Consider the following 17,947-nt stretch of genomic DNA (forward strand, 5'->3'; position numbering starts at 1 on the left):
CTGTTGCATCGCCTCTCCCACGGTCCGAGATGTGCGTCATGTCGTCGAGCGCCGACCGGGGCGTCGAGCCCGGCCCCAGCGCCGCGGCCCGGCTGGCATCTGTTCAGCAACGACTGTATGATCGGGGCATGATCACGATCGCCACTCGCGTCGACGTCATGCAGCGCCTGGGGCGCGCCATGGCCGATGAGGCGCGCACCCGCATACTCCTGTCGCTCCTCGACGCCCCGGGCTATCCGGCCGAGCTCGCCGAGGAGCTCGACCTCACCCGCTCGAACGTGTCCAACCATCTCGCGTGCCTGCGTGGTTGCGGCATCGTCGCGACGACGCACGAAGGGCGCCGTACCCGCTACGAGATCGCCGATCCGCACGTCGCGAAGGCCATCCAGCTGCTCTTGGACGCGGTCGTGACGGTGGACGACGACGCGCAGTGCCAGGACGAGGGCTGCACCCTCGGCTGCTGCGCAGGTCGCGCCCAGTTGGTGCAGGCATGAGCGCCGAGTGCTGCGGCGACGACGTTCGGCCGGCAGCTCCGAAGCGTGCCGCGGCCGAGGCGATCCCGAACGTCGAGCGCACCGCCGCCCCGGAGTCCGCGACGCCGGCCAGCCTGATGGTCGCCGACGGCGACGCATGCTGCGATCCGAAGCCTCGCGCGAGCAGTGACGGCGACGAGGAGCAGCGCGCTGACCGGTGGTGGCAGGACCGTGCCCTGCTGCCATCGATCGGCGCCGGCGTGCTCGTCGCGGCGGGGCTCGTCCTCGGCTGGTCCGGACTCGAGGTGGCCGCGACGGTCGCCAACGTCCTCGGACTCATCCTCGGCGCATGGACGTTCGTCCCCGGGGCGATCAAGCGCCTGCTGCGCGGGCGCCTCGGCGTCGGCCTCCTGATGACGATCGCCGCCGCCGGCGCCGTCGCACTCGGACACGTCGGCGAGGCCGCAGCGCTCGCATTCCTCTTCTCGCTCGCCGAGGCGCTCGAGGACCGAGCCATGGACAAGGCCAAGGACGGCCTGCGGGCACTGCTGGACCTCATCCCCCGGACCGCGCGAGTGGAGACCGGCGGCGTCGCCCGAGACGTTCCCGCACGCGACCTGGTCATCGGCGACGTCCTCCTCGTCGGCGCGGGCGAGCTGGTGTCGACCGACGGCGTCGTGATCGCCGGGCGATCCAGCATCGACACGGCCGCCGTGACCGGTGAGTCGATCCCCGTCGAGGTCGCCGTCGGCGACATCGTTCCGGCCGGATCCATGAACGGGTCCGGCACGCTCCGCGTTCGCGCAACCGCCGACGGCCACGACAACTCCCTCACGCAGATCGTGGCGCTCGTCGAGCAGGCGCACGCCCGCAAGGGCGAGCGAGCCAGGCTGGCCGATCGGATCGCGAAGCCGCTGGTGCCCACGGTGCTCGTGGTCGCCGCCCTCGTGGCCGCGTTCGGGTTCGTCGTCGGCGATCCCATGACCTGGATCGAGCGGGCGCTCGTCGTGCTCGTCGCGGCATCCCCGTGCGCACTGGCGATCGCCGTGCCCGTCACGGTGATCAGCGCGATCGGCTCCGCGTCCCGCTTCGGCGTGGTCATCAAGTCGGGCGAGGCATTCGAGCAGCTGGGCACGATTCGCGCCGTCGCTGTCGACAAGACCGGCACGCTGACGCGCAACGCGCCGCAGGTCGTGGAGGTCGCCACGATCGACGGCGTCGACGAAGGCTCCGTGCTCGACGTGGCGGCCGCTCTCGAGGCCACGAGCTCGCACCCCCTGGCCACGGCGATCGTCGCCGCAGCCAGCGACGCGCCGAACGCGGTCGATGTGGACGAGCAGCCCGGCGCCGGCATCTCCGGAACCGTCGGTGGCGCGCCCGCCCGCATCGGCAGCACCCGGTGGCTCGACCCCGGCGTCCTGACCGCCTCCGCCGATCGGATGGCGGCCGCCGGCATGACGGTCGTCGTCGTCGAGATCGCCGGGGCAATCCAGGGCGTGATCGGCGTGCGCGACGAGCTGCGCGACAGCGCTTCCGAGGCAGTGCGCATGCTGCAGGACGACGGCATCGACGTCGTGATGCTCACGGGCGACGATCGGCGCACCGCAGCCGCCCTGGCGGCCGAGGTCGGCATCGGCACCGTGCACGCGCAGCAGCTGCCACGCGACAAGGCCGACTTCATCGCCACGTCGGCGGAGAGGCGACCCACGGCGATGATCGGCGACGGCATCAACGATGCTCCCGCGCTGGCCGCGGCGACGGTCGGCATCGCGATGGGTGCTACCGGCTCGGCTGCAGCGATCGAGTCCGCAGACGTCGCCTTCACCGGCCACGACCTTCGGCTCATCCCGGTCGCGCTGCGCCATGCCCGGCGAGGCCGACGCATCATGCTCGCCAACATCGTGCTCGCCCTGCTCATCATCGTCGTGCTGTTCCCTCTGGCACTCTTCGGCGTGCTCGGGCTCGCGGGAGTGGTCCTCGTGCACGAGGTCGCCGAGGTCATCGTCATCCTGAACGGCGTTCGCGCCGCTCGGCGACCGCGCGCACTGCCTGCACCCGCAACGAGCGAGCGAGCGCTCGCCCACGTGTGACCGCAGCTCGACCGTTCCAGCATCGGAGGGGGCAGGGAGAGGAACCGCGCCGAAGGCGGCCGGACGGACCGTGAGGAGGAGCATCCGCCCGGCCTCGATGAGCGGTGAGCGTGGCCCATAGGCTGATGTCAGACATCTTGACGGCCACCGCGCGCGTCTCCTCTCCTCTCCCTCACCCCTACCGCGGAGATCCGTGATCGCTGCACGCACCCCCGAGCGCCCTGCGGACGCTCGGCCGAACGCCTTCTCCCTCGGCGTCGCCGCATCGCTCGGCGCCTCGGTGCTCTTCGGCGCGCTCTTCCTCATCCCGCCGATGCTGCAGCCGCTCGACGGCCTCGAGATCGTGGCGTGGCGCATCCTCGCCACCGTGCCCGTGCTCGTGCTGCTCGTCGGGCTCACCGGAGGGCTCCGCGATGTCGGTGCCGTGCTGGCGCGCATCCGCCGCAGGCCGGCGCTCGCGATCGTGCTCGTCGTCGACGCGGCGCTGCTCGGCGTGCAGCTGTGGCTCTTCGGCTGGGCGCCGATCAGCGGCCACGGCCTCGACACGGCGACGGGGTACCTGCTGCTCCCCCTCGCGCTGGTGGTGGTCGGCACCGTGCTGCACGGCGAGCGGCTCTCGCGCATCCGCAGCGCGGCGGTCGTCGCTGCCGCAGTGGGCGTGCTCGCCGCGCTGCTGCTCGGCGGCGCCGTGGGCATCGCGACGCTCATCGTCGCGCTCGGCTACCCCGTCTACTTCGACCTGCGGCGCCGCTTCCGACTCGACTCCCCCGGTGCCACCGTGCTCGAGCAAGCGGTGCTGCTGCCGGCCGCCATCGCCCTGCTCGCCGTCCGCGGCGCGGAGGGCACCATCGCGGCCACGTGGAGCCACGCGCCCGTGATCATGCTGCTCGGCGCGGTCAGCGGCCTCGCCCTGTGGCTCTACCTCTCGGCGAGCAGGGTGCTGCCGCTCGGCCTCTTCGGCCTGCTCAGCTACCTCGAGCCGGTGCTGCTCGTCGCCGTTTCAGCGCTGCTGCTCGACGAGCAGCTCGGCCTTGCCGACGCGCTCGTCTACGGTCCGATCGCGTGCGCACTGCTGCTGCTCGCGATCGAGACCGCCCGCCGGCGCCCCGCAGGGCGCCGGGTCGACGATGCGCCTCAGTCGGCCATCCGCTCGCCTGCCGGCGAGAGCACCCACCAGACCTCGTTCACGGCCTGACCGTTCACGTCGCCCGCAGCCTCATCGCCGATGAAGTAGTAGAGCGGCCAGCCGTTCAGCGTCACCTGCGTGGCGCCGTCGACGCCGGTGATCGTGGCCACCTCACCGGTGACCCCTTCGACCTCCGGGGCGTCGTCGCCCTCGACGGTCACCGCCGGCCAGTTGGTGGCGCACTGTCCCTCGCAGGTGCTGGCACCGGCGCCCTGGGTGTCGTTGTCGAACATGTAGACGGTCATGCCCTCGCCGTCGACCACGATCTCGCCGAGCGACGATTCGGCGACCATCAGGCTGAGATCCTCCGAGCCGGCCTCGGCCGAGCCCGACGGCTCAGCCGAGCCCGAGGGCTCGGCCGAGGCCGACGGCTCCGCAGCCTCGGAGGAGGTCGTGGCTGGCGGAGAGGTGGATTCAGGAGTCGTGCTCGCACAGCCGGCGAGCGCGACGACGAGCAGTCCGGCGGCCAGTGCCGCCGAGGTGATCCTCGAAGTCATCAGAGCGTCCCTTCGTGAAAGGCCGCGGATGCGGTCACTGGGTACACGATGTCGACGCGCCCAGGGTTCACTCGGCGTCGAGGTCGGCGCGCATCAGCACGCTGTCGTCCTCCTGCAGCCGGATCTCGATGGCGGCGATGTCGTCGACGTCGAGCGACGTCCCGGCGCTCAGGCGCGCCGTCGCTCCAGGCAGGGCGCGCCAGCTCGAGACCTCGCTCGCATTGCCGTCGTGGTCGAGGACGACCAGCGTGTACGGCACGCCCTCAGCGGCATCCGCTCCCCCGTCGCCGTCGTAGCGGCACTCGACCTGGATGCGGGTGCCCCAGCGCACCGCGTCGAGCTCGGCGGACGCCGTCAGGGGCGCATCTTCGACCGCCGCCAGCGCGAACGCGCGGTCGGCGGTCGGCAGCGACGCGATCACGCCCCCGATCGCGACCACGAGCGCCACGACCAGCGCGGCTGCCGCCGCCAGCCCGCCGATCCACCACGACCGTCGACGACGTGCCTCCCGGGCGGCGCGCGCAAGCAGCTGCGCCCTCGCGCCGTCGTCGACCAGCGGGCTGTCATCGACGGCCGTCGCCGTCTGCAGCGAGCGCGCCCGCACCGGGTCGACCCGGGCCAGCAGGCCCATCGTCGGTGCGATCTCGGCCAGGGCGCGTGCACACCGCGCGCACGAGTCGAGGTGCGCCTCGTACGCCCGCCGATCGGCGGTGCTGAGGGCGCCGAGCAGGTAGGCCGCATCCCACTCCGCGAAGTGCGCGTGATCGTGGTTCACCGTGTCACCCCCTGCTCCTGGAGCGCGAGCCGCATCGCCCGCAGCCCGTAGTGGAGGCGTGACTTCACGGTGCCCTCCGGGATGCCGAGATCCGCGGCGATCACGGCGCACGACAGACCGCGGTAGTAGGCGCGGATGATCACCGCGCGATGCTCGATGCTCAATTGGGCCAGGGCCGCCTCGATGAGCATCGCCTCGAACAGCGCCTCGGTGGCGTCGGGCGCCTCGCCCTCGGGCGCATCGGGCAGCAGCACCTCGTGCCGCCGCCGGGCGCTGCGCGACTCGTCGATGACGAGGTGGCGTGCGACGGTCATGAGCCATGCCCTGGCCGTCGCGGGATCCTCCAGGATCCTGGGGTTGCGCCAGGCGCGCAGCAGCGTCTCCTGCACGACGTCGTCGGCGCCGGCGCGATCACCGGTGAGGTGGACCACGTAGCGCCACACGGGCGCCGCGTGCGCGTCATACAGCTCCCCCAGCAGCCGCTCGTCGTCCGGTGGCACCGCATCCACCCCCTCATGGATGACACGAGAGCAAGCGCCCGGAAGTTCACCGTTGAACCAGCGACCGCCGCATCTCGTGTCTCGAGTATGGACCCGCTTCGCGCCGTCGGCGCCTTCGAGATCACCGGCCTCCCGATGCATCCGCTCCTCGTCCATGCCGTGGTCATCCTGGTGCCGCTCACCGCGCTCGCGCTGGTGCTCGGCAGCGTCTGGCCCGCCGCACGACGCCGGCTCGGCATCGTCACGCCGCTCGCGGCGCTGCTGATGGTGGCGCTCGTGCCGCTGACGGTCGCCGCCGGGCTCGCGCTGAAGGAGCTCGTCGGCGCGATCCCGGCCGTCGAGACCCATGAGGGCTACGGGCGGATGCTGCTGCCGTGGGTGATCGGGATGTTCGTCGTCGCCGCGGCGCAGTGGGCGTGGTTCCGCTGGGGCATGCCGGCGAGGACGGAGACTCGCCCGCCGAGGGCGCGCATCATCACGATCGTGCTGGCCGTGCTGGCCGTCGCGACGGCCGCCGGCAGCGTCGTGATCGTCGCTCTGGCGGGCGACTCCGGTGCCCGCGCGGTGTGGGGTGGACTCGTCGGCTGACGTGCGAGCCGCCCGCCGGACGCGGCGCGACCGGACCGATACTGGTGGGGTGGCCACGACACTGCTGCTGCTGAGCGACACCCACCTGCCCGTGCGCGCGAAGGCGCTGCAGCCGCAGGTGTGGCGGCTCGTCGAGGAGGCCGACGTGGTGATCCATGCCGGCGACTGGGTGGAGGTCGCGCTGCTCGACGAGCTCGAGGCGCGAGCCGCGCGCGTCGTGGGCGTCGCGGGCAACAACGACGGGCCCGAGCTGCACCGGCGGCTCGGCGAGGTCGCGCACGTCGAGGTCGAGGGCGTGCGGATCGCGGTCGTCCACGAGACGGGCGCCGCCGCCGGCCGCGAGCGACGCGTCGACGAGCGGTTCGGCGCCGCCTCGAGCGCGCCCCGCGACGTGCTGGTCTTCGGCCACTCCCACATCCCCTGGGACTCGGTCACACCGGGCGGTCTGCGGCTGCTGAACCCCGGCTCCCCCACCGACCGGCGACGCCAGCCGGTCGGCACCGTGATGACGGCCCTCGCCGACGCCGGGGCGCTGCGCCAGGTGACTTTGGAGCCGACTCCCCGCTGACGCCGGTACCCTTTGGGGGACAAGTCGGAGGACGCCATGCAGCAAGCAGATCCGCTCCCCACGGGCAGCGTGGTCGCCGGCAGGTACCGCCTCGGCGCCCTGCTGGGCACGGGCGGCATGTCCTCCGTGCACCGCGCCGACGACGAGGTGCTCGGGCGCCAGGTCGCCATGAAGATCGTGGCTCGAGGCGCCCCGGACGCCGCCGAGAGCGAGCGGATCCGCGCCGAGATCGACCTGCTCGCATCGCTCCAGCACCGCGCACTGGTGACGCTGTTCGACGCGGGCACCGCCGTGGTCGACGGCCGCCCCGTCACCTACCTCGCGATGGAGCTCGTCGAGGGGCCGACGCTGGGCCAGCGCGCTGCAGCTGCGCCCATCCCGGTCGAGGAGGTCACGCGCATGGCGCAGGATCTCGCGGAGGCATTGGTCGTCGTGCACGCGCGGGGCGTGGTGCATCGCGACATCAAGCCTGCGAACATCCTGCTCGCACCGGCGCTGGTGCCCGGCCGGGAGTTCGACGCGAAGCTCGCCGACTTCGGCATCGCCTCCCTGGTCGACGGCGCCCGTCTCACCGCGACGGGCACCGTGCTCGGCACCGCCGGCTACCTGAGCCCCGAGCAGGCGACCGGCAGCCGCGTCGCGGCATCGTCGGACATCTACTCGCTCGGGCTCGTGCTGCTCGAGGCGCTCACCGGCCGCCGCGAGTTCCCCGGCACGATGCTCGAGTCGGTGAGCGCCCGGCTGGCGCGCGATCCGGTCGTGCCGGGCGAGCTGGGCTACGAGTGGAAGTCGCTGCTCTCGGCGATGACTGCTCGAGACCCCGAGGCGCGGCCCGCCGCGACGGCCGTGCTCGAGCGCGTGACGGCGTGGTCGGCAGCGGCAGCGCCGGGCGGCGCCGAGCCGACCGGCGCCGAGCCGACCGGCGCGATGATCGCGCTCGCCGGCACCGCACTGCTCGCCGCGCAGCCCGACCCGACCGCTGCCGCACCGATCGCGACCGCGCCCGTCACCGCCGCTCCGAGCACGTCCGAACAGGACACCGTCGAGCAGCCCGCGCCCGCGCGCGGCTCGAGGCGTCGGAGGTGGCCCGCCGTCGCGACCCTCGTCGCCGCGGTCGCCGCACTCGTCGTCGCCGCGCCGCTCGCCACCCTCCAATGGTCGGCACCGACACCCACGGCCGATCCCGCGGTCGCCGAGACCATGCCGAAGGCGCCCACCGCACCCATCGCCGAGGCTCCCGCGCCCACCTCGGTGGAGCCGGCGGCTCCCGCACCGGCGCCCGCGCCCGTGCCTGCGGTCGTCCCGGCCACCGAAACGGCTGACGGCAACGGCAACGGCAACGGCAACGGGAACGGGAGCGGCAGCAACAGCGGCAGCGGCAGCGGCAGCGACGCCAACAGCGGCAATGGCAACGACAACGGCAACGGCAACGGCGGCAGCGGCAACGGCGGCAGCGGCAACGGCAACGGCGGCAACGGCAACGGCAACGGCCCCTGATCTTGGGGCATGGTCAGATCGCTGCAGGGCGTTCTACACTCGACCATCCTCAGGAGGTCGTCATGACACGAAGCAGCTCCACCATGTTCGCCGTGCTCGCCGCAGCAGCCCTCGCACTCGCGGGATGCGCCAGCACGAGTCCAGAACCGGCCAGCAGCGGGCCCGCCGTCGAGAGCGAGCCTGCGGTCGAGAGCGAGTCGGCGACGGCCGCGCCCACGAGCGCGGCCCCCGACGAGTCGGCCGCGGCAGGCTCGACGACGCTCATCGGCACCGTCGGCACCGACGCCGACCCGGAGGCGTTCGTGATCGCGCTGACCGATGAGACCGGCGCGCCGGTCACCACGCTGCCCGCGGGCGATTACACGATCACGATCATGGACCCCGCGGTCATGCACAACTTCCACCTCATGGGCGAGGGCGTCGACGTCGCGAGCGAGGTCGCGGCAGTCGAGGAGATCGAGTTCGAGATCACCCTCGTCCCCGGCACCTACGAGTACGTCTGCGACCCGCACGTCGCCAACATGCGCGGGTCGATCGAGGTCACCAGCTGACTCACACCACGCTGCTGACCGGCGCCTCCGACGGCATCGGCGCCGCTGCCGCGCGGCAGCTCGCCGCCCGCGGGCATCGGCTGCTGCTCGTCGGCCGCTCCCCTGAGCGGACGGCGGCGGTGGCCCGTGAGACCGGCGCTGCGCACTTCGTGGCCGACTTCTCCCGTCTCGACGACGTGCGCCGTCTCGCCGACGAGGTGCACGCATCCACCGACCGCCTCGACGTGCTCGCGAACAACGCCGGCGGCATCCTCGGCGCGCGCAGGGTCACCGTCGACGGCAACGAGCAGACCTTCCAGGTGAACCACCTCGCGCCGTTCCTGCTGACGCAGCTGCTGCTGCCGCTGCTGGAAGCGGGCGACGGGATGGTGGTGAACACGGCCAGCTCCGCCGCGCGGCGGCTGGCGAGGTTCGACATCGACGACCTGAACGCCGAGCGCGGCCACTCGCCCGAGCACGCCTACGGCAACGCCAAGCTCGCCAACATCCTGCACGCTCGCGGGCTGCTGGCCCGCTACGGCGACCGGGGCATCCGGGCGGTCGCCTTCGATCCCGGCAACGTGCGCACGAGCTTCGCCGCCGGCTCCGGCAGCTTCCTGCGGCTGGTCTACCGCACGCCGCTGTCGCGGCTGCTGCTGATCAGCGCCGAGCGGGGCGGCGAGAACCTGGTCTTCTTCGTCGACGGCACACCGGGCGAGACCTGGCAGCCGGGCGTCTTCCACACCCAGCAGCGGCCCGCGTCGGCGGCAGAGACCAGTCCGCTGGTGCACGCCGACCTCTTCGTCGACCTGCTGTGGGAGCGCAGCGAGGCGCTCGTCGCCCCCTGGCTGCGCTGAGCGCCGGTTCACGCCGCCACCACCGCGGAGCGCATCCGCGTCGGCGCGCATCCTCCGGCGGTGCGGCCGTCGGTGCAGGATGAGGTCAGCCACCGATCGCTGACTCAGGAGCCCCATGACCATCGACGTGCCCGCGCTCCGCGCGCAGTTCCCCTCGCTCGCCTCCGGCATCGCCCACTTCGACGGGCCGGGCGGCACGCAGACGCCGCGGGCGGTGGGCGAGGCGATCGCCGCGACGCTCACGCAGCCGCTCTCGAACCGCGGCAGCCTGGTCGTGAGCGAGCGGAACGCCGACGCGGCGGTCGTCGCGTTCCGCAGCGCCATGGCCGATCTGCTCGGCGCCGACCCGCGCGGCATCGTCTACGGCCGCAGCGCCACGCAGCTCGTCTACGACTTCTCGCGCCACCTCGCCAAGCGCTGGGGCGCGGGCGACGAGGTGGTCGTCTCGCGGCTCGACCACGACGCGAACGTGCGCCCCTGGCTGCAGGCGGCGGCCCGCGCCGGCGCGACCGTGCGCTGGCTCGAGCTCGACCCCACGACCGCCGACCTCGACCTCGACGCGCTCGACGCGGTGATCACCGACCGCACCCGCCTCGTCGCCGTCACGGCCGCATCCAACCTCCTAGGCACGAAGCCTGACCTCGCGCGCATCGCGGCGCGCGCGCACGAGGTCGGGGCACTGGTCTTCGTCGACGGCGTGCACTACGCCGCCCACGCGGCGGTCGACGTGCGGGCGCTCGGCGCCGACCTCTTCGTCTGCTCGCCCTACAAGTTCTTCGGCCCCCACTGCGGCGTGCTCGCGGCCGATCCGGCGCTGCTCGAGACGATCGAGCCCGACAAGCTGCTGCCCTCGACGAACGCCGTGCCCGAGCGGTTCGAGCTCGGCACGCTGCCGTACGAGCTGATGGCCGGCGCGACCGCCGCCGTCGACGTGATCGCGAGCCTCGCCCCCGTCGACGGCACGCGGCGCGAGCGGCTGCTCGCCGCGCACCACGCGATCGAGCAGCACGAGCTGCGGCTCCGAACCCGCCTCGAGGAGGGCATCCGCGCGCTCGACGGCATCGCGCTGCACTCGGTCGCCGCCGACCGCACGCCGACGCTGTTCCTCACCTTCGCGGGCCGCGATGCGGCGGATGCGTCGCGGTCGTTCGCGTCGGAGGGCATCCATGCGCCGGCGGGCACGTTCTACGCCCACGAGCCGTTCCAGGCGCTCGGGCTCGACGTCGAGCACGGCCTGCGCGTCGGCCTCGCGCCGTACAGCGACGACGCCGACGTCGACCGGCTGCTCGCAGCGCTCTCAGCCTTCGTGCGCTGAGGCCCGCCCGGTCGCGTGCGCGAGGATCGCGTCGGCGACCGCGCGGGGCGCCGCGTGCTGCGCGACGTGATGGCTGTGCGGGATGTGCACGAGCGCCCCGACGGGTGCGCGGTCGCGCAGCTCGCGGCTCCAGCGCACGCCCGCGATCGGGTCGCGGTCGCCGCGCACCACCAGCAGCGGCACCGGCAGCGCCGCGACCCGCTCCTCGAGCGGGTGGGCGAGCATGTGCCGCAGCTGCGCGAGGTACCACGGGATGCCGCAGCGCGCGTAGTCGGTGAAGACGATCTGGTTGATCCACGGCGCCTCGCCGAGCGAGTCGACGGCGAGCGCGCGGGCCTGCGCGAGCATCGAGCGGTGGCGGCGGTCGGCGACCGGCCCGATCGCGACGACGCGCTCGACGAGCTCGGGCCGCTGGATCGCGAGCTCGACCGACCACTGCGCGCCCATCGAATGGCCGACGAGCACGACCGGGCCGAGCCGGAGCGCCGTCAGCAGCTCGCCGATCGCGCCGGCCATGGCGGCGACGTCGAGGTCGCGGCCGGGCTTCGGCACGCCGCCGAACCCGGGCAGGTCGAGCGACACGACCCGGGTGCGCTCGGCCAGCGCCCGGTGCAGCGGCAGGAAGTAGCGGTGCGAGACGCCGATGCCGTGCACGAGCACGACGGTCGGATGCCCTCGGTCGCGACCCGAGGCATCCGTCAGCACGCGGAAGGCGAGGTCGCCGACCGCGACGACGCGACCGCTCGGGCGGTGACTCACGGGTGCCGCGTCACTGGCGCCCGGCCTCGAGGTCGAGCGTCATCCCGAGCGGGTCGCCATCGGCGGCCGCGAAGCCGAGCTGCTCGTACACGCCCACCGCCTCGGGGCTCGCGAAGAGGCCCACGACGGCCTCGGCCGGCGCCTGCGCGCGCACCCAGGCGAGCAGCCGTTCGACGATCTGCGAGGCGATGCCCTGCTCGCTCGCCTCGGGACGCACCATCACGTCCTGCACGTAGAAGTAGCGCACGCCGTCGCCGACGAGCCTCCCCACGCCCACGGCACGACCGTCGTCGAGGGCGACCACGCCGTGCAGCGAGCGCACGAGCGAGGCGGCGATGGTGTCCCAGTCGAAGTGGTCGCCCCATCCCACCGACGCCGCCACGGCGCGCTGCTCGTCACGGGTGGGCACGCGCTCCTCGAAGGTCAGCATGCGCAGACTCTAACGACCGGCCGCTGGGACGCCGGCGAGCGGCACGCGCCTCACCTCGCCCAGGATGCGCACAGGCCGCGCTGGCACCGTCTCGGGCATGACCTACGACCAGCAGCTGCAGACCGTCACCGACATCATGCGCTCGACTTCGATCGCATCGCTCGCCTACATCTCGGTCGAGGGCGATCTCGTCTCGACCCCGATGGGCACGCAGGACTTCACCGAGCCGGGCACCGTCTGGTTCATCTCCCAGCGCGGCACCGACAAGGCGATCGCGCTCGAGCGCGACGCGCGCGTCAACGTGCACTACGCCGGCAAGGAGGGGTGGGTGTCGCTCGCCGGCACCGCGCGCTTCAGCGACGACCGGGCGAAGCTGCGCGAGCTGTGGGATGCCTCGGCCGACGCCTTCATGGAGGGCGGCGTCGACGACCCGGGCACGGGCCTCATCGAGGTGACCGCGACCTCCGCCGAGTACTGGGACTCCCCCGGCAAGGTCGCGATGGCGGTGCAGTTCGTCAAGGGGCTGGTGAGCGACGAGGAGACCGACCTCGGCGACAGCGGCGTCGTGGCGCTCTGATCCCCCACATGGCGGGCGAGCCGCAGGTCATGAAGCTCGACCGACTGACGTCGCGGGTGGTCGGCCGCTGCTTCCGAGCGGTCGACCCCGCGCACCGGGCGACGGCGCTCGAGGGCTCGCGCACGGCCGGCCGCTACTCTCGCGCGGGCGCGCCGACGCTCTACCTCAGCTCGTCGCCCGAGGGCGTCGCCGCGGCCATGATCGCCCACACCGATGCGCGCAGGGCCGCGCTCGACGTCGTCGAGGTCGACGTGGATGCGCACGGCATCGTCGACCTCCGGGATCGCGCGGCGCTCGAGGCCGTCGGCATCGATGCGGATGACGCGGCAGCGCCCTGGCAGGAGGCGGTCGCGGCGGGCGCCGAGCCGCCCTCGTGGCGGGTGCGCGACCGGCTCGTCGCACTCGGCGCGCACGGGCTGATCGATCCCTCGCGCAAGCGCCCGGGGCTCTGGCACCTGACCCTGTTCCGCTGGAACGCGCCCGGCGCGCCGCGCGCCGAGCTGGTGGGCGGCGCGCTGGTTGGCGGCGATGGCTGACGGCGCCGCAGACGCCGCGGCCGTCGAGCACGCCCGTGCGCTGCTGGCGGCGACCGCCGAGCGCCTCGCCGCCGCAGGCGCGCGCGACGAGGCGCTCGCCCGGTACGAGGAGCCGAAGGCGCTGCTCGGAGTCGTGCCGCGACGGCCGACGATGCGCGCGCTGGGGCGTGCATGGCGGATGGGCGCCCTGCTGCTGGCGCGCGACGGCTCGGTCTGGCAGACGGGAGTGTCGACCCGCGTCACCGAGCCCGGCCGCCCGCAGCACCACACCGCATCAGTCGAGGAGCGTCGTGCATATCGCGCGGCCGCCATCCAGGGCGGCTTCCCGATGGGCGAGACCGTCAACCACGCCATCGTGCCGATCGCGATCGACGAGGCGCTCGTGGGCGGGCCCGGCCCGCTCTTCGTGCGCGACGGCGCGGCCTGGGTGCGCTGGGGCTCCGACGCGCCGGTGCCGCTCGAGCGCTACCTCGACGACCTCGCCGACCTGCTGCTGCATCCGCCGCAGGGCGCGTAGCGCCCAGCCGGCGCCACCGCGCGACCTCGCGCGTCGAGGGCGCCCGAGCGCCGTCTGCGGCACTACGGTCGACGCATGCGTGCCTCCGACCCCACCGCCTACTTCGTCGCGCTCGGCGACGGCCGCTATCGACCGACCGAGCTCGCCAGCGGCGCCTGGCAGCCGGGCGAGCTGCACTTCGCGCCGCTCGGCGGACTGCTGACGCACGCGATCGAGGCGCACCGCGAGGCCGCAGGCGGCGCGCCGCTGCTGCTCAGCCGGCAGTCGTTCGACATCCTCGGCTTCCTGGCGCTCGCCGAGATCGCGGTGCGGGTCGAGACCCGCCGCCCGGGCCGCACCATCGAGCTCACCGAGGCCACCGCATCCATCGCCGGTCGCGACGTCGCGGTCGCCCGCGCGTGGCACAGCGTCGCGGTCGACACGGCGGCGGTCGCCGGCGGCGCCGATGCGGCGCTGCCCCACCCCGAGACGCTGCCGGCCGCCGAGTTCGGGCTCGGCTGGAGCGGCGGCTACGTGCAGTCGGTCGAGATGCGCGCGGCCGGGCCGAGCGAGCCGGGCCGCAACCGCGTCTGGCAGCGCACGACGCACGCGCTCGTCGAGGGCGAGCCCGCGGGCGCGCTCGCGCGCTGGATCGGGCTCATCGACGGCGCCAACGGCATCGCCGTGCGCGAGCGGCCCGACGAGTGGATGTTCCCGAACCTCGACCTCACGATCCACCTGCACCGGCAGCCGGTCGGCGAATGGGTCGGCTACGACACCACCGTCTCGTTCGGGCCGTCCGGGCAGGGCATCACGAGCACGCGGCTGCACGACGTGCAGGGCCATGTCGGCGAGGCGGCGCAGACCCTCACGGTGCGGCCGAGCCCGACGCGCTGAGCGCGATCCATCACGCCGACGATCGTGCCATGCGCGCGAGCAGGTAATCTGACACCCTGCCGCGCGCCGTCCCCTCCATGGGGGCGCGTCCGCGGCGGACGAGGACCGATCGACGACGACCCCGACGCGCAACCGGAGAGACCTTGGACCTGACGCCCCTGAACGACGTGCTCGATGCCATCAGCGGCGTGATCTGGGGGCCGTGGCTGCTGATCCCGCTGCTGGTCGGCACCGGCCTGTATCTCACGATCCGGCTCGGCGGGCTGCAGTTCCTGAAGCTCGGCGCCGGCCTGCGCCTCGGGCTCGGCAAGGATCGCGACCAGGGCGCCGAGGGCGACATCTCGCAGTTCCAGGCGCTCACCACCGCGCTCGCCGCGACCGTCGGCACCGGCAACATCGTCGGCGTCGCGACCGCCATCGGCATCGGCGGGCCCGGCGCGCTGTTCTGGATGTGGGTGACGGGCCTCGTGGGCATGGCCTCGAAGTACTCCGAGGCGTTCCTGGCCGTGCGCTTCCGCACCACCGACGAGGCCGGCGAGAAGTCGGGCGGCCCGCAGATCTACCTGCAGCGCGGCATCAAGGGTCCGCTCGGCAAGGGCCTCGCGCTCGCCTTCGCGGTCTTCACCGTGATCGCGTGCTTCGGCATCGGCAACATGACGCAGGGCAACTCGATCGCCTCGAACGTCGAGCACAGCTGGGGTGTGCCCACCTGGGTGACCGGCATCATCCTCACCGTCCTCACGCTCGTCGTGCTGGTCGGCGGCATCAAGTCGATCGGCAAGGTCACGGCCGGCTTCGTGCCGATCATGATCGTCTTCTACGTGCTGGCAGGGCTCTTCATCCTGGGCGCGAACGTCGGCGAGCTGCCGGCCGCGCTCGCGCAGATCTTCACCCAGGCGTTCACCGGCACCGCCGCGGTCGGCGGCTTCGCCGGCTCGGTGCTCATCATCGCAGTGCAGATGGGCGTCGCCCGCGGCCTGTTCTCGAACGAGTCCGGGCTCGGCTCCGCGGCGATCGCGGCCGCCGCCGCCAAGACGACGCACCCCGTGCGCCAGGGCCTCGTGTCGATGACGCAGACGTTCATCGACACGCTCATCGTCGTCAGCATCACCGGGCTCACGATCGTGGTCACCGGCGTCTGGGACGACGTCGACGCCGAGACCGGCGAGCAGATCAGCCCGGCGCTGATGACCGGCGAGGCCTTCTCCAACGGCCTCCCCGGCGAGTGGGGCCACTGGGTCGTCACCCTCGGGCTGCTGATGTTCGCCTTCTCGACGATCCTCGGCTGGTCGTACTACGGCGAGCGCAACGTCGAGCGCCTGTTCGGCCGGCGCCTGGTGATGCCGTTCCGGGTGCTGTTCGCGCTCGTCGTCTACGTCGGCTGCACCATCTCGCTCGACACGGTGTGGAAGTTCTCCGACATCGCGAACGGCCTGATGGCGCTGCCCAACCTCATCGGCCTCCTGCTGCTGTCGGGGCTGGTGGCGCGCGAGACGCGGCACTACCTCAAGCACGACCCGAAGCTCGAGGCGACCCGCGACGAGGTCGAGGCGTTCATGGCCGACCAACCCGGCTGGGCCGACTGGAAGGCCGGCGACGAGATCGGCACCTCGCGCATCGACCTGACGGCGGTGCAGCAGCGGCGCGACCCGGCCGTGGCCGACGAGGCGTCGCGCAGCTAGTTGTTCTTCTGCGCAGCGCCGCTACGGCAGCGCAGCGCAGCGCGCCACCGCCCAGTCGAGCAGCGCCTTCCGCTGCGCCTCGGGGCTCGGCAGCAGCAGGTCGACGCGCTCGCCGCCCTGCGTGGCGCGCACGCGGAAGATGGTGCCCTGCTTGTCCTCCGCGACCGCGTGCAGGTCGCAGCGCCCGGGGGTGAGCGGCACGTCGACCACGGTCGCGGGCGTTCCGGTCGCGATCGCGAGGCCGACCGGCAGGGCCTCGATGCGGGCGGCGGATGCGTCCAGCGGCGCGAGCAGGACGGTCGCCGCGACCTCGTCGATCGTGCCCACCGCCGCGCCGCCGCCGGCCACCGGCGACACCCGCAGGCGCAGGATCGCCGGACCCGACCCATCCGCCGGGATCTCGGGATCGAGCCACTCGACCGCCGCCACCTCGCTCGCGAAGGCGCGCAGGTCGCACACCGCGTCGTCGAGCGCGTCGAGCTGGCCGAACGGGTCGGCGGGCACGCCCTCGACCCGCGTGCCGTCGGCGAGCTCGAGCGTCGCGAGGTGCTCGAGCGGCGCGGCGTCGCAGGTGGGCTCGGGCAGCTGCAGCTGCAGGTTGCGCCGGGCGCCGGGCGGGATGCGGGCCTCGTCGACGCGCTCCATCGGCGCGCTCCAGCGGCTCGACGCGTAGGCCGCGCGCTCGATGACCAGCTCGTCGTCGCCCTCGTTGGTGACGCGCAGCTCGACCATGGCGCCGGCGACGTCGCCGCGCAGCTGCACGAGCTCGAGCAGCACGCCGGCGTCGGCGGCGGTCGTGGCCGTCGCAGGCGTGGGCGTCGCCGAGGTCGTGTCAGCGCCAGGCTCCGACCCCGCGCAGCCGCTCAGCAGCCCGATCGCGCACGCCGCGATCGCCGCCCTGCCGCCGCCTCGTCGCCACCGCACGGCGTCATCCTGCCACGCGGTGCCCGCCCGCCGGCGAAGCCGCTGCTCGCCCGCCGGCGACGCCGCTGCCCGGCACCGGCGAAGCGCGGGCTACTCCCCCAGCGCCGCCTGGATCGCCGTCTCGACGTCGTCGAAGTCCTCGAGATCGACCTGCTCGCCGTCGACGTAGAACGTGGGCGTCGACTGCACGCCGAGCGCGATGCCGGCGTTCGCGTCGAACGCGACCCGGTCGAGCGTGTCGGGGTCGGCGACGGCGGCGTCGAACGCGGCCATGTCGAGCCCGAGCTCCTCGGCGTAGCCGCGGAACGTCGCGGTGGCGTCGCTGCCCCTCCACTCCTGCTGGCGGTCGAAGAGCATCGTGTGCATCTCGGCGAACGCGTCCTGCTGGGCCGCGGCCTCGGCTGCGACGGCGGCAGGCAGGGCGTTCGAGTGGCTGGGGAGCGGGAAGTAGCGCACCGCGAAGGTGACCTGTGCCCCGTAGCGGTCGACGAGGTCCTCGACGACCGGCTGGAACGAGCCGCAGCCCGGGCACTCGTAGTCGAAGAACTCGACGACGACCGGGGCGTCGGGCCCCGCGTCGGTGAGCAGGTGCGTCGTCTCGTCGACTAGCTCGGGGGCGGCAGCACCGCTGGCCGCGGGGGCCTGAGCGGCGGGCGCCGACTCCCACGGACGCACGACGAGCAGCGCCACCGCGACGATCAGGACGAGGGCGCCGACGACGGTCGCGATGGAGACTGCAGCGCTTCGGTTCACGCCTCCAGGTTACCGCC

At 73.4% G+C, this 17,947-nt stretch carries 21 protein-coding genes; 14 read left to right on the forward strand and 7 right to left on the reverse strand.

Annotated features, from left to right (window positions below; translation table 11 throughout):
- Nucleotides 1–128 precede the first annotated feature (128 nt).
- The 3 genes from cmtR (at nt 129) to rarD (ending at nt 3,758) form a co-directional block, all read left to right on the forward strand.
- Nucleotides 129–494 (forward strand): Cd(II)/Pb(II)-sensing metalloregulatory transcriptional regulator CmtR, encoded by a 366-nt coding sequence (gene cmtR, locus Q9250_RS04535; RefSeq protein WP_306233404.1) that lies wholly within the window; start codon nt 129–131, stop codon nt 492–494.
- Entirely contained in the window at nt 491–2,563 is a 2,073-nt protein-coding gene (locus tag Q9250_RS04540; RefSeq protein ID WP_306233405.1) for a heavy metal translocating P-type ATPase, read from the forward strand. Before cmtR ends, Q9250_RS04540 begins: the two co-directional genes overlap by 4 nt.
- A 193-nt stretch (nt 2,564–2,756) precedes the next feature.
- Nucleotides 2,757–3,758 carry an EamA family transporter RarD gene (gene rarD / locus Q9250_RS04545; protein WP_306233406.1) on the forward strand — a complete coding sequence of 334 codons (1,002 nt, stop codon included), beginning with the start codon at nt 2,757–2,759 and terminating at the stop codon, nt 3,756–3,758.
- Here the strand turns inward: rarD and Q9250_RS04550 are convergent.
- The 3 genes from Q9250_RS04550 to Q9250_RS04560 form a co-directional block, all read right to left on the reverse strand.
- Nucleotides 3,698–4,246 carry a COG4315 family predicted lipoprotein gene (locus tag Q9250_RS04550; protein WP_306233407.1) on the reverse strand — a complete coding sequence of 183 codons (549 nt, stop codon included), beginning with the start codon at nt 4,244–4,246 and terminating at the stop codon, nt 3,698–3,700. The genes rarD and Q9250_RS04550 overlap by 61 nt on opposite strands.
- Nucleotides 4,247–4,313: 67 nt before the next feature.
- On the reverse strand, nt 4,314–5,021 hold the full coding sequence (locus Q9250_RS04555; RefSeq protein WP_306233408.1) for an anti-sigma factor family protein: 708 nt from the start codon (nt 5,019–5,021) through the stop codon (nt 4,314–4,316).
- Nucleotides 5,018–5,521, reverse strand: coding sequence for a sigma-70 family RNA polymerase sigma factor (locus tag Q9250_RS04560; RefSeq protein WP_422665089.1), 504 nt, complete (start codon nt 5,519–5,521; stop codon nt 5,018–5,020). Before Q9250_RS04560 ends, Q9250_RS04555 begins: the two co-directional genes overlap by 4 nt.
- 135 nt (nt 5,522–5,656) lie before the next feature.
- On the opposite strand from Q9250_RS04560, the gene Q9250_RS04565 reads away from it, so the two are divergent.
- The 6 genes from Q9250_RS04565 (at nt 5,657) to Q9250_RS04590 (ending at nt 10,876) form a co-directional block, all read left to right on the forward strand.
- Complete coding sequence (locus tag Q9250_RS04565) at nt 5,657–6,109, forward strand: DUF2231 domain-containing protein (RefSeq protein WP_306233410.1); 453 nt, start codon at nt 5,657–5,659, stop codon at nt 6,107–6,109.
- 49 nt (nt 6,110–6,158) lie between these two features.
- Nucleotides 6,159–6,677 carry a metallophosphoesterase family protein gene (locus Q9250_RS04570; protein WP_306233411.1) on the forward strand — a complete coding sequence of 173 codons (519 nt, stop codon included), beginning with the start codon at nt 6,159–6,161 and terminating at the stop codon, nt 6,675–6,677.
- A gap of 36 nt (nt 6,678–6,713) precedes the next feature.
- The gene (locus Q9250_RS04575) at nt 6,714–8,174 is read left to right on the forward strand and encodes a serine/threonine-protein kinase (RefSeq protein WP_306233412.1); all 1,461 of its coding nucleotides are present in this window, start codon (nt 6,714–6,716) and stop codon (nt 8,172–8,174) included.
- A 62-nt stretch (nt 8,175–8,236) separates the two neighbouring features.
- On the forward strand, nt 8,237–8,725 hold the full coding sequence (locus Q9250_RS04580) for a cupredoxin domain-containing protein (protein ID WP_306233413.1): 489 nt from the start codon (nt 8,237–8,239) through the stop codon (nt 8,723–8,725).
- 14 nt (nt 8,726–8,739) lie between these two features.
- Nucleotides 8,740–9,561 (forward strand): SDR family NAD(P)-dependent oxidoreductase, encoded by an 822-nt coding sequence (locus Q9250_RS04585; RefSeq protein WP_306233905.1) that lies wholly within the window; start codon nt 8,740–8,742, stop codon nt 9,559–9,561.
- A gap of 115 nt (nt 9,562–9,676) precedes the next feature.
- Complete coding sequence (locus tag Q9250_RS04590) at nt 9,677–10,876, forward strand: cysteine desulfurase-like protein (protein ID WP_306233414.1); 1,200 nt, start codon at nt 9,677–9,679, stop codon at nt 10,874–10,876.
- Here Q9250_RS04590 and Q9250_RS04595 read toward each other — a convergent pair.
- On the reverse strand, nt 10,859–11,635 hold the full coding sequence (locus Q9250_RS04595; protein WP_306233415.1) for an alpha/beta fold hydrolase: 777 nt from the start codon (nt 11,633–11,635) through the stop codon (nt 10,859–10,861). The two genes, Q9250_RS04590 and Q9250_RS04595, sit on opposite strands and share 18 nt — an antisense overlap.
- A 10-nt stretch (nt 11,636–11,645) precedes the next feature.
- Nucleotides 11,646–12,065: a GNAT family N-acetyltransferase gene (locus tag Q9250_RS04600; protein ID WP_306233416.1), complete on the reverse strand. Its 420-nt coding sequence runs from the start codon at nt 12,063–12,065 to the stop codon at nt 11,646–11,648.
- 97 nt (nt 12,066–12,162) lie between these two features.
- Here Q9250_RS04600 and Q9250_RS04605 point away from each other — a divergent pair, with 97 nt between their 5' ends.
- The 5 genes from Q9250_RS04605 (at nt 12,163) to Q9250_RS04625 (ending at nt 16,253) form a co-directional block, all read left to right on the forward strand.
- The gene (locus Q9250_RS04605; RefSeq protein ID WP_306233417.1) at nt 12,163–12,642 is read left to right on the forward strand and encodes a pyridoxamine 5'-phosphate oxidase family protein; all 480 of its coding nucleotides are present in this window, start codon (nt 12,163–12,165) and stop codon (nt 12,640–12,642) included.
- An 8-nt stretch (nt 12,643–12,650) separates the two neighbouring features.
- A complete protein-coding gene (locus Q9250_RS04610; protein WP_306233418.1) occupies nt 12,651–13,178 on the forward strand; it encodes an RES family NAD+ phosphorylase in 528 nt (175 codons plus the stop codon).
- A complete protein-coding gene (locus Q9250_RS04615; RefSeq protein WP_306233419.1) occupies nt 13,171–13,695 on the forward strand; it encodes a hypothetical protein in 525 nt (174 codons plus the stop codon). The genes Q9250_RS04610 and Q9250_RS04615 overlap by 8 nt, the downstream gene beginning before the upstream one ends.
- A gap of 75 nt (nt 13,696–13,770) precedes the next feature.
- A complete protein-coding gene (locus Q9250_RS04620) occupies nt 13,771–14,571 on the forward strand; it encodes a thioesterase family protein (protein WP_306233420.1) in 801 nt (266 codons plus the stop codon).
- A gap of 149 nt (nt 14,572–14,720) precedes the next feature.
- Complete coding sequence (locus tag Q9250_RS04625) at nt 14,721–16,253, forward strand: alanine/glycine:cation symporter family protein (protein ID WP_479688793.1); 1,533 nt, start codon at nt 14,721–14,723, stop codon at nt 16,251–16,253.
- Between the two features lie 21 nt (nt 16,254–16,274).
- Here Q9250_RS04625 and Q9250_RS04630 read toward each other — a convergent pair whose 3' ends face one another.
- A complete protein-coding gene (locus Q9250_RS04630; protein ID WP_306233422.1) occupies nt 16,275–17,177 on the reverse strand; it encodes a hypothetical protein in 903 nt (300 codons plus the stop codon).
- A gap of 90 nt (nt 17,178–17,267) precedes the next feature.
- Nucleotides 17,268–17,930, reverse strand: a complete 663-nt coding sequence (locus Q9250_RS04635) for a DsbA family protein (protein WP_306233423.1) — start codon at nt 17,928–17,930, stop codon at nt 17,268–17,270.
- Nucleotides 17,931–17,947 lie beyond the last annotated feature (17 nt).

It is taken from the genome of Agrococcus beijingensis (assembly GCF_030758955.1).
Taxonomy (GTDB): domain Bacteria; phylum Actinomycetota; class Actinomycetes; order Actinomycetales; family Microbacteriaceae; genus Agrococcus; species Agrococcus beijingensis.

Excerpts from the sequence above, each read along its gene's own strand:
- cmtR (WP_306233404.1), top strand. The coding sequence starts at position 129 with ATGATCACGATCGCCACTCGCGTCGACGTCATGCAGCGCCTGGGGCGC.
- Q9250_RS04540 (WP_306233405.1), top strand. The coding sequence starts at position 491 with ATGAGCGCCGAGTGCTGCGGCGACGACGTTCGGCCGGCAGCTCCGAAG.
- Q9250_RS04550 (WP_306233407.1), bottom strand. The coding sequence starts at position 4,246 with ATGACTTCGAGGATCACCTCGGCGGCACTGGCCGCCGGACTGCTCGTC.
- Q9250_RS04565 (WP_306233410.1), top strand. The coding sequence starts at position 5,657 with ATGCATCCGCTCCTCGTCCATGCCGTGGTCATCCTGGTGCCGCTCACC.
- Q9250_RS04575 (WP_306233412.1), top strand. The coding sequence starts at position 6,714 with ATGCAGCAAGCAGATCCGCTCCCCACGGGCAGCGTGGTCGCCGGCAGG.
- Q9250_RS04580 (WP_306233413.1), top strand. The coding sequence starts at position 8,237 with ATGACACGAAGCAGCTCCACCATGTTCGCCGTGCTCGCCGCAGCAGCC.
- Q9250_RS04590 (WP_306233414.1), top strand. The coding sequence starts at position 9,677 with ATGACCATCGACGTGCCCGCGCTCCGCGCGCAGTTCCCCTCGCTCGCC.
- Q9250_RS04600 (WP_306233416.1), bottom strand. The coding sequence starts at position 12,065 with ATGCTGACCTTCGAGGAGCGCGTGCCCACCCGTGACGAGCAGCGCGCC.
- Q9250_RS04605 (WP_306233417.1), top strand. The coding sequence starts at position 12,163 with ATGACCTACGACCAGCAGCTGCAGACCGTCACCGACATCATGCGCTCG.
- Q9250_RS04610 (WP_306233418.1), top strand. The coding sequence starts at position 12,651 with ATGGCGGGCGAGCCGCAGGTCATGAAGCTCGACCGACTGACGTCGCGG.
- Q9250_RS04615 (WP_306233419.1), top strand. The coding sequence starts at position 13,171 with ATGGCTGACGGCGCCGCAGACGCCGCGGCCGTCGAGCACGCCCGTGCG.
- Q9250_RS04620 (WP_306233420.1), top strand. The coding sequence starts at position 13,771 with ATGCGTGCCTCCGACCCCACCGCCTACTTCGTCGCGCTCGGCGACGGC.